2 protein-coding genes are annotated in these 2452 nt (G+C 31.2%); both read right to left on the bottom strand.

Annotation, left to right across the window (positions count from 1 at the left end; genetic code table 11):
* Positions 1-270: 270 nt before the first annotated feature.
* On the bottom strand, positions 271-1158 hold the full coding sequence (locus CN514_RS21675; protein WP_098234357.1) for a GNAT family N-acetyltransferase: 888 nt from the start codon (positions 1156-1158) through the stop codon (positions 271-273).
* 16 nt (positions 1159-1174) lie between these two features.
* Positions 1175-2404: an MFS transporter gene (locus CN514_RS21680; protein ID WP_098234356.1), complete on the bottom strand. Its 1230-nt coding sequence runs from the start codon at positions 2402-2404 to the stop codon at positions 1175-1177.
* Positions 2405-2452 lie beyond the last annotated feature (48 nt).

Consider the following 2452-nt stretch of genomic DNA (forward strand, 5'->3'; position numbering starts at 1 on the left):
ACCCCATGGTCTTCCCCAGCCCCATGGGCCAAATGCCGCTGCACCAAATAAAAACGGAAAGAAAAATGGGAAAAATCTTTCATCTTCTTGTTGCGGTACTCCGGAGTAAGGATAATATGGTTGCTCAATTTGTTGACGATAATCATACATTATAAATCACCTCCATACTATCTAATGTACGGAGATTAGCTTATTTAGGAGCAAGGTCAAGTATATAGGCAAAAGTACAAATTCTTAAGAGAAGAGTACTGTTTCTCTTTCCTACTTATCCTAAATCATTTTGTACATTTCATATTGAGCTATTTTTTCTTTCTTAAATTCTAGTTTATATAAGAAACCTTCAAGGCTATTGTTATTTGGTATGGATGTTGAGAAAGAGTTTAAATTTAGTTCACTAGCCGCAGATTGCAATAAGCTAGTTGCTACTTTTCGATTTCGGTAAACTTTATCAACTATTAGGAGACTTATTCTACCATTTTCATTAACGGCTAAAGCACCAACATTTTCATCGTTAACTTTAACTAGAAAATAATTAAAATTAGTTAGTTTTTCTAAATAATCAATGTCATTTTGCCAGTTTATATGATAGTCCCATTTCATAATTGTTTCTTTGAAAGGATTAAAATCAACTTTATTTATTTCTGTACTAGAATCTAATTGTATTTGGTGTAAACTTGTTAAATCTGATTTAGAAAAATAAGTAAGGTCATAAATCTTCTCATATCCAATTTTCTTATAAAAATTAATTGCTCGATCATTTCCAACAATTACTTCAAGGAATAGTTGTTTACACCCGTTTTTCTCTGCTTCCTCTTTATGCAGTTCAAATAATTTTTTGCTAACACCTAATCCCCTATAATCTGGACTAATAGCCAAAGTTCCACATCGCATTGTTTTAATCGATTCATACATTTTAATACCGCCTAAAATCACACCTACCGCTTCATTTTCATAAATTGCTACGAAGGAATGCTCAGGTTTATTACCTTCTGGACCAAAAAACAAATTTACAAACTGCTCCTTAGAATAATTGAATTTAACGATATAATCTGAAAAACCTATTGTAAATGCTTGATAAGTTAATTCAATGTCTACTTCGCTACATCTAAAATAATTTATTTTTTCTAGCTCAATATTCCTCTTCAAATTTGTTTCCATATAATCACGTCCTTTTTTATTTAGAAATGATGAGTTCATTTTCATTTTGTTGAATTTGATCATAGTTAAAATCAAATTTTTTCTTAATTAGTAGGTAACTGGTTACACATAAAATCATCATGATTAGACTACCATGAAACAACCAAACAAGATGTGGCATTGATAAAAATGATAGTAATGGTGATGCCGCTACAAAACCGATCGTAAAACCAACCCTATTTAACAAATTTGCGACTCCGAAGATTCTACCTCTTATGGAATTATCGGTTTTTTGAATCATTGTTGAAAAATAAGTACCTGCTGCATTATCAAAAAAGCCTGTAAAAAATGCGAAGAAAAATACGATCCATAAAATTTGATTCGATAAAAATAAAATGAAGCCGATTGATGTTAAAACTGAAGTTCCGTAATACATAAATAGATAATGTTTTTTTAACAAAGATACCTTAGGAATTAACCAAGTCGAAAGGATTCCTCCAATACCCCAAGTTCCCCAAATAAGTCCTTGGTAAAATGTTGCATGTTCTGTGCTAATTTTTTCTGCTAATATTGGTACTCCGACATTATGGGAGCTTGCTGAGAATGTTTGAAATAGAAATACAATGAATACAAACACTAATAGCGGTTTGATTAGCACATAAGTTTTTACTTCTTTCAAATCATTTACTAATTGTTTCCATTGATTGTTTACACCTTTTTTAACCGTATTTTCCCATTTATAAAACATTAGAACAAATGCTGATAAGAAATAAGAAAGGGCATCTATTCCGATGATTACACGGTAATCTACAACCGTTGATAGAAATGCTGATCCTAAAAATCCAATAACCATACTAATTGCAGCAAGGCGTGAAATAAAAGCATTTATTTTCAAAATATTTTCTTCACCAAATATTTGAGGTAAATCTGCACTAAAGCTGACTGAAAAAAAGCTTCCTAATGCACCAATGATAAATGCTACAATTGCAAACATTAAAGGTGAAGGGAAAATACATAAGGTAAGAATACTTATTCCTCTAGTAATATCGCTAAATATCATTAGCTTTCTTCGATTATATCGATCAGCAAATACACCTGAAAATAAACTTGTTAAAATCCCTCCACAAACTCGAAGGGCTAAAACCGCAGCCAGCCATGATGTACTTTTCGTCATCGAGTAGATCACTGCATTCATTACTACTAATTCCATCATACTACCTATATCCGAGAACGCCTTTGTATATAAAAAATAGACTTTCTTTCCCATTATAATCCCTTCATTCTACCAAAATTAAAAAATTACATACTTATTAAT

The organism is Bacillus sp. AFS001701 (genome assembly GCF_002559405.1).
Lineage (GTDB): Bacteria > Bacillota > Bacilli > Bacillales > Bacillaceae_G > Gottfriedia.

Excerpts from the sequence above, each read along its gene's own strand:
- CN514_RS21675 (WP_098234357.1), bottom strand. The coding sequence starts at position 1,158 with ATGGAAACAAATTTGAAGAGGAATATTGAGCTAGAAAAAATAAATTAT.
- CN514_RS21680 (WP_098234356.1), bottom strand. The coding sequence starts at position 2,404 with ATGGGAAAGAAAGTCTATTTTTTATATACAAAGGCGTTCTCGGATATA.